General features: G+C 68.7%; 5 protein-coding genes and 1 tRNA gene. 2 read left to right on the top strand and 4 right to left on the bottom strand.

Going from position 1 to position 7,399, the window contains the following annotated elements; translation table 11 throughout:
* The 3 genes from AC27VN_RS27275 to AC27VN_RS27285 all read right to left on the bottom strand — a co-directional run.
* Positions 1–1,375: efflux transporter outer membrane subunit (locus AC27VN_RS27275; protein ID WP_490878551.1), on the bottom strand; the 1,375-nt coding region annotated here is incomplete at its 3' end.
* Entirely contained in the window at positions 1,362–4,529 is a 3,168-nt protein-coding gene (locus AC27VN_RS27280) for an efflux RND transporter permease subunit (protein WP_093350397.1), read from the bottom strand. The genes AC27VN_RS27280 and AC27VN_RS27275, both read right to left, overlap by 14 nt.
* An 18-nt stretch (positions 4,530–4,547) precedes the next feature.
* Positions 4,548–5,840: an efflux RND transporter periplasmic adaptor subunit gene (locus AC27VN_RS27285; protein WP_490878552.1), complete on the bottom strand. Its 1,293-nt coding sequence runs from the start codon at positions 5,838–5,840 to the stop codon at positions 4,548–4,550.
* 178 nt (positions 5,841–6,018) lie between these two features.
* Here AC27VN_RS27285 and AC27VN_RS27290 point away from each other — a divergent pair, with 178 nt between their 5' ends.
* Together AC27VN_RS27290 and AC27VN_RS27295 are read left to right on the top strand one after the other, a co-directional pair.
* Positions 6,019–6,690 (top strand): TetR family transcriptional regulator, encoded by a 672-nt coding sequence (locus AC27VN_RS27290; RefSeq protein WP_093350403.1) that lies wholly within the window; start codon positions 6,019–6,021, stop codon positions 6,688–6,690.
* Positions 6,691–6,732: 42 nt separating this feature from the next.
* Positions 6,733–6,807, top strand: a tRNA-Arg gene (locus AC27VN_RS27295).
* 87 nt (positions 6,808–6,894) lie between these two features.
* Here AC27VN_RS27295 and AC27VN_RS27300 read toward each other — a convergent pair.
* A partial coding sequence (locus tag AC27VN_RS27300; protein WP_490878553.1) for an SGNH/GDSL hydrolase family protein occupies positions 6,895–7,399 on the bottom strand: 505 nt, incomplete at its 5' end.

Consider the following 7,399-nt stretch of genomic DNA (forward strand, 5'->3'; position numbering starts at 1 on the left):
TGACCTGGTTCTGCAGCAGTTGCAGCTGCGTGGTCACGGCCGACTGCTGCGCCGTGAACAGCGAGCGCTGTGCGTCGAGCAGGTCGAGCGCGCTGGCCACGCCGTTTCGGTAGCGCAGGTCCGAGAGCTTGAAGCGCACCGCCTCGGCATCGGCCTGCGCCCGCTGCGCGCGCGCCTGCTCGCCGAAGGTGGCGCGGCCTGCGAGCGCATCGGCCACTTCGCGGAACGCGGTCTGGATCGACTTCTCGTACTGCGCCACCGCGATCTCGCGCCCGGCCTTGGCCGAGTCGAGGCCCGCGATGTTGCGGCCCGCGTCGAACAGCGGCAGCGTGACCGAGGGCGCGAAGCTCCAGGCCTTGGTGCCGCGGTCGAACAGGTTCGAGAACTCGCTGCTCGCGGTGCCGATCGAGGTGGTCAGCGAGACGCGCGGGAAGAAGTTCGCGCGCGCCGCGCCGATGTTGGCGTTGGCACCGATCAGCTGCTGCTCGGCCGCGCGGATGTCGGGCCGCTCGGCCAGCAGGTCGGAGGGCAGGCCCGCGGGCACGTCGGGGATCGGGCGGATGCCGCCCAGGCCCTTGGCGCCCGCGAAGGCGCTGGCCGGCACCGGTGCACCCAGCAGCAGCGCGAGCGCGTTCTCGTCCTGCTGGCGCGTGCGCAACTGCTGCGCATAGGCGGCGCGCGCGGTCTCGGCCAGCGAGTTGGCGGCCTGGAAGTCGAGCTCGGACGACACGCCGTTGTCGAAGCGCAGCTTGGTCAGCCGCACCGATTCCTCGCGCGTGCTCAAGGTCTGGCGCGTGATCTCGAGCAGCTCGTCGTCGGCCAGCACCGTGAGCCAGCCGTTGGCGACCGCGGCGATCAGGCTGATCTGCGCGGCCTTGCGCGTTTCGTCGGTCGCGAGGTACTGCGCCAGCGCCTGGTCCTTCAGCGCGCGGATGCGGCCGAAGAAGTCGATCTCCCAGGCGGTGATGCCGAGGTTGACCGAGTACTGCGACGTCACGCTGCCCTGGCTGCTGTCGATCGCCTGGTACGGGTTGGGGCTCGAGCGCGAGCCGTTGCCCGACAGGCCCAGCGCAGGGAACAGGTCCGCGCGCTGGATCTGGAACTGCGCGCGCGCCTGCTCGATGTTGAGCACCGAGACGCGCAGGTCGCGGTTGTTGGCCAGCGCGGTCTGGATCAGGCCCGCGAGGCGCGGGTCGGTGAAGAAGTCCTGCCAGGGCATGGCGGACGCCGCCGGCCCGGCCGGCTGCGCCGGATCGCCCGGGTAGGTGGTGGGCACCGGCGCCGCGGGGCGCTCGTAGGTGGGGATCAGCGAGCAGCCGGCCAGCAGCAGCGTGGCCGCCAGCGCGGTGGGAATCAGTCTGTTATTGAGATTCATGTTTTTCCTCCGAGATGCCGGCGGCTTGCGCATGCCGCTTGTCGGCCTCGTGCTGGCGCGCGCTGCCCTTGAACAGCGTGCGCACCACCACGAAGAAGACCGGCACGAAGATCACCGCGAGCAGGGTGCCCGTCACCATGCCGCCGAGCACGCCGGTGCCGATCGCGCGCTGGCTCGCCGAGCCGGCACCCGAGGCCGTGAACAGCGGCACCACGCCGAGGCCGAAGGCCAGCGAGGTCATGATGATCGGCCGGAACCGCAGGTGCGCGGCCTCGAGCGCCGACTCGATCACGCCGCGGCCCTGCGCCTGCAGGTCCTTGGCGAACTCGATGATCAGGATCGCGTTCTTCGCCGACAAGCCGATGATCGTGATCAGGCCCACCTGGAAGTACACGTCGTTCGAGTACGAACGCAGCAGCGTCGCGAGCAGCACGCCGATCACGCCCAGCGGCACCACCAGGATCACCGACAGCGGGATCGACCAGCTCTCGTACAGCGCGGCCAGGCAGAGGAACACCGCCAGGATCGCGAAGCCGTAGAGGATCATGGCCTGCGAGCCGGCGAGCTTTTCCTCGCGCGACTGGCCGGTCCACTCGAAGCCGAAGCCTTGCGGCAGCTGCGAGGCGAGCTTTTCCATCTCGGCCATCGCGGCACCGGTGCTGTAGCCGGCCGCCGCGTCGCCGCTGATGCGCATCGCGGGATAGCCGTTGTAGCGCACCGTCTGCGTCGCGCCGGTGACCCACTTGGTGGTCGCGAACGCGCCCAGCGGCACCGGCTGGCCCTGTGCGTTGGTCGCGTTGAGCTTGAGCATGTCCTCGGGCTGCATCCGCGCCGGTGCGTCGGCCTGCACCACCACGCGCTGCAGGCGGCCGCGGTTCGGGAAGTCGTTGATGTAGCTCGAACCCAGCGCGGTCGACAGCGCGCCATTGATCGCGTCGAAGCTCACGCCCAGGGCGTTGGCCTTGTCGCGGTCGATGTCGATCTGCAACTGCGGTGCGTCTTCCAGGCCGTCGGGACGGACCTGCGACAGGATCTTGCTCTGCGAGGCCATGCCCAGCAGCTGGTTGCGCGCGTTGACGAGCGCCTCGTGGCCCGCGCCCGAGCGGTCCTGCAGCCGGAAGCTGAAGCCGCTGGCGTTGCCCAGTTCGGGAATCGGCGGCGGGCTCAGCGGATAGATGAAGGCGTCGCGGATGCCCGAGAGCGCGCCGAAGGCCCGGCCGGCGAGCGCGCTGGCCGAGTTGCCCGGGTCCTTGCGCTCCTCCCAGTCCTTGAGCGTCACGAAGGCGAGGCCCGCGTTCTGGCCCTGGCCCGAGAAGCTGAAGCCCATCACGCTCACGATGCTCTGCACTTCGGGCTGCTTCATGATGAAGCCCTCGACCTGCTGCATCACCGACAGCGCACGCTCCTGCGTCGCGCCCGGCGGCAGCTGCACGTTCACGATGATGTTGCCCTGGTCTTCCTGCGGCAGGAACGAACTCGGCAGGTGCGTGTAGAAGTACACCACCGCGCCGATGATCGCCGCGTAGATGATCAGGTAGCGCGCGGCGCGGCGCAGGATGCGCGCGACGACGCTTTCATAGCCCTTGGCGGTGCGCGAGAAGCCGCGGTTGAACCAGCCGAAGAAGCCGCGCTTCTCGTGGTGGTGGCCGGCTTCCACCGGCTTGAGCAGCGTGGCGCACAGCGCCGGCGTGAGCGACAGCGCCATGAAGGCCGAGAAGCCGATCGAGGCCACCATCACCGCCGAGAACTGGCGGTAGATGTTGCCGGTCGAACCCGCGAAGAAGGCCAGCGGCACGAACACCGAGATCAGCACCACGGTCACGCCGATGATGGCGCCCGAGATCTGCTGCATCGCCTTGCGCGTGGCTTCCAGCGGCGACAGCCCTTCCTCGCTCATGATGCGTTCGACGTTCTCCACCACCACGATCGCATCGTCCACCACGATGCCGATCACCAGCACCATGCCGAACATGGTCAGCACGTTGATCGAGAAGCCCAAAGCGAGCAGGGTGGCGAAGGTGCCGAGCAGCGCGATCGGCACCACGATGGTCGGGATGATCGTGTAGCGCCAGTTCTGCAGGAACAGGAACATCACGAGGAACACCAGCGCGACGGCTTCGAACAGCGTCTTCACCACTTCGGTGATCGAGATCTGCACGAAGCGCGAGCTGTCGTAGGGGATGTCCCATTTCACGCCCTTGGGGAAGTAGCGTTCGAGTTCGACCATCTTCGCGCGCACGGCCTTGGCCGAGCGCAGCGCGTTGCCGGTCGGCGTGGGCTGCACGCCGACGCCCACCGCGGGCACGCCGTTCAGGCGCGCCGAGGTGGCATAGCTCTGGCCGCCGAGTTCGACGCGCGCCACGTCCTTCAGGCGCACGGTCGAGCCGTCGGTGTTGGCGCGCAGCACGATCTCGCGGAACTGCTCGACGCTGGTGAGCTGGCCGTTGACCGTCACCGTGGCGGCGATGGCCTGGCCCGGCACGTTCGGCAGGTCGCCGAGCGTGCCCGAGGCCACCTGGGCGTTCTGGGCGCGGATCGCGGTGTTGACGTCGGACGGCGACAGGTTGAAGCCCTGCAGCTTGGCCGGATCGATCCAGATGCGCATCGCATTCTCGGAGCCGAACAGCTGCACCTTGCCCACGCCCTCGATGCGCTGCAGCTCGGGCACGATGTTGCGCGCGACGTAGTCGCCGAGCGCCACCGGGTCGACGTCGGGGTTGTCCGACGAGAGCAGCGCGAACAGCAGGAAGTTGTCGCGCGACTTGTCGACCTGCACGCCCTGTTGCGTCACGGCCGAGGGCAGCCGCGGCGTGGCGCGCGAGAGCCGGTTCTGCACGTCGACCTGCGCGAGGTCTTCATTGGTGCCGGGCTCGAAGCTGATGGTGATCGCACCGGTACCGTCGGCTTGCGCCACCGATTCCATGTAGATCAGGCCGGGCGAGCCGTTCATTTCGCGCTCGATGACGGACAGCACGCTGTCCTCGAGCGTCTGGGCCGAGGCACCCGGATAGGCCACGTTGATCACGATGGCGGGCGGCGCCACCGGCGGGTACTGGGCGATCGGCAACTGCGTGATGGACACGCCGCCGAGAACGATGACGAACAGTGCGATCACCCACGCGAAGATGGGTCGATCGATGAAGAATTTGGCCATTGCGGGCGCGCTCCTTGATTACTTCTTCTCGGCCGGAGCCGAGGCTGCCTTCTGGGGGGCGGGTGCCGCGCCAGAGGCTGCCGGCGCGGCGGCGGGCGCCGCACCGTTGGGATTCGGTTTCGTCCACGGGACGGCCTTCACGGGCGTGCCCGGCGGCATCATCTGCAGGCGCTGGAAGCCGTCGACCATCACCTGTTCGCCGGCCTTCAGGCCTTCGAGCACCACCCACTGGTTGTCCTTGGCGGCGCTGATCTTCACCGTGCGCTGGCTCAGCTTGCCGTCCGCGCCCACCACCGTCAGATGGTCACCCTGCTGGGTGCGCGTGACCGCCTGCTGCGGCACCGTGATCGCGTTGCTGACCTGCGCCTGCTCGAGCTTCACGCGCACGTAGAGGCCGGGCAGCAGCTCGCCCTTGGGGTTGGGGATCTCGGCGCGCAGCGTGACCTGGCCGGTGGTGGCGTCGACCGTGAGGTCGGAGAACAGCAGCTTGCCGTCCTGACCGTAGTCGGTGCCGTCCTCGAGCACCAGGCGGATGCTGGCCGCGTCTTCGCCGCTGGCGCGCTTGTACTGGCCCGCGGCGACCGCGCGGCGCAGCTTCAGCACGTCGGAGGCCGACTGGGTGAAGTTCACGTACAGCGGATTGATCTGCTGCACCACGGCCAGCTCGGTGGCATCGCCCTGGCCGACCAGCGCGCCTTCGGTCACCAGCGCGCGGCCGATGCGGCCCGAGATCGGCGAGGTCACGTCGGCGTAGCCCTGGTTGATCTTCGCGGTCTGCAGCGCGGCGCGGCCGGCGGCCACGTCGGCCTCGGCGGTCTTCTGCGAAGCCACCGCGTTGACGTATTCCTGCTTGCTCACCGCATTGGCCTCGACCAGCGGCTTGTAGCGGTCGGCCAGGGCCTTGGCCTGCGCGGCATTGGCTTCGGAGCGGGCCAGTGCGGCCTGCGCGTTCTGCGTGGCGGCCACCAGCGGTGCCGGATCGATGCGGAACAGCAGCTGGCCGGCCTTCACGTCGCTGCCTTCGCGGAATTCGCGCTTGAGCAGGATGCCGGCGGCACGGGCGCGCACCTGGGCCACGCGCGAGGCCTCGAGGCGGCCCGGCAGTTCGGTCACCAGGCCGACATCGCCCGGCGCCGCGACGATCACGCCCACTTCGGGGGCGGGATGGCCGCCGCCACCACCACCGGCAGCACCGGCGCCGGCTGGCGCGTCGCTCTTCGAACAACCCGCGATGACCAGCAACACGACGGCAGCCACGGTCGCGAGGCGCGGCGAAAGAAACGATGGGCGCGAAACATGCAGGAGAGGCATGCGATTCCTTTGAAGCGAAGACGGGAGACGGCGATTTTTGCGGCCGCGCCGGAAAGCCAGCACGGCCAGGTGGGCCATCGGGAAGGGCGACAGTTTACATACATTCATGGATGTATAGTGACATCCACGCAATGGCCCCACGATATGCAAAGGGCGTTGCCTTTACAAATCAGGAGACTTGGTGGCACGTCGTACGAAGGAAGAAGCACTGGCGACGCGGAATCGACTGCTCGATGCCGCGGAGTTGCTGTTTCAGGCGCAAGGGGTCTCCCAGACCACGCTGCAGCAGATCGCGCAGCAGGCCGGGGCGACGCGGGGCGCGATCTATTGGCATTTCAAGGACAAGGCCGATCTCTTCAACGCGATGATGGAGCGGGTCATTCTTCCGCTGGAGGCGCCGCCCAAGGCCGCGGCCTTGAGCCATGACGACCCGCTGGCCGAGATCGAGGAGGGCATGGTGCATGCGCTGACCCTCATGACCACCGACCCGCAGGTGCGCCGCGTGTTCGACGTGGCGACCCACAAGGTCGAATACACCCACGACATGGCCTCGGTGCAGCAGCGTCATCTCGATGCGCGCAACGCCTGCGTGGTCGATTTCGAGAAGGCCCTGCGGCTGGCCGCGCGGCGCGCCCGCATCAAGCTGCCGGTGCCCGGCAGCGTGGCGGCGCAGGGGCTGCATGCGCTGATCAGCGGACTGATCCAGAACTGGCTGCTCGATCCCGCGGCCTTCGACCTCGTGCCCACGGGCCGGCGCACCTTCCGCGTGTACCTCGCGGGCCTCGGTTTCGCGCGGCAGACGGGGGCGAATGGGGCGGCCGTGCACGAAGCCGAAACAGCGGCCGCGTGATAGGCGATAATGCGAGGCTCCGGTCTCACCGGAAACCCATTTCTCGCTGTATTTCAACGGATAGAATTCGGCCCTCCGAAGGCTGAGATCCAGGTTCGATTCCTGGCGGCGGGACCAGACACACGGCAAAAAGGCCGGAAGCTCCAAGGGGCTTCCGGCCTTTTTCATGGGGCGGTCATCGGGCGAAGGCGGATCGCCCGCGCTTCAGACCCGGCAATCCGGCGCCAGCCGGTCGAGCGCCTGCACGATGCGCATCGACAGCCGCTGCGAATAGGCGCCCGCCGGGTGCAGGATGTCGGCCATCTCGTTGGCCCTGAACTCTTCCGCGCCCCAGTCCGCGAAGCCCGCGCCGGTGTCCTGCGCCACCTTGCGGATGGCCGCGTCGTACTTGTCGCGGCCCGGCACCGCGATGCGCTGGCGCGACAGCCCGGTGACGATCACGACCCGGCCCTCGCGCATCGCGGTGGCGATCATGCTGCGCAGCGGCGCCTCCACCGGCAGCGACAGCGCCGCGTCGTTGATGCCGTGGCCGATGACCACGAACCGCGCCTCGCGCTTCTCGCTCGCGAAGCCTGCCGCGCGCGTGGTGGCCGTCTCGCCATTGGCGGTGCGGTCGTCGATGGTGTAGCGCGGCCGCAGCCGCTTCAGCGCCGCGGCCGGCGGTTCGGCCAGCCGCTGGTTGCCGCCGTAGCCGCCGTGCAGGATCGAG

Source organism: Variovorax sp. 20P10.2.4 (genome assembly GCF_058244205.1).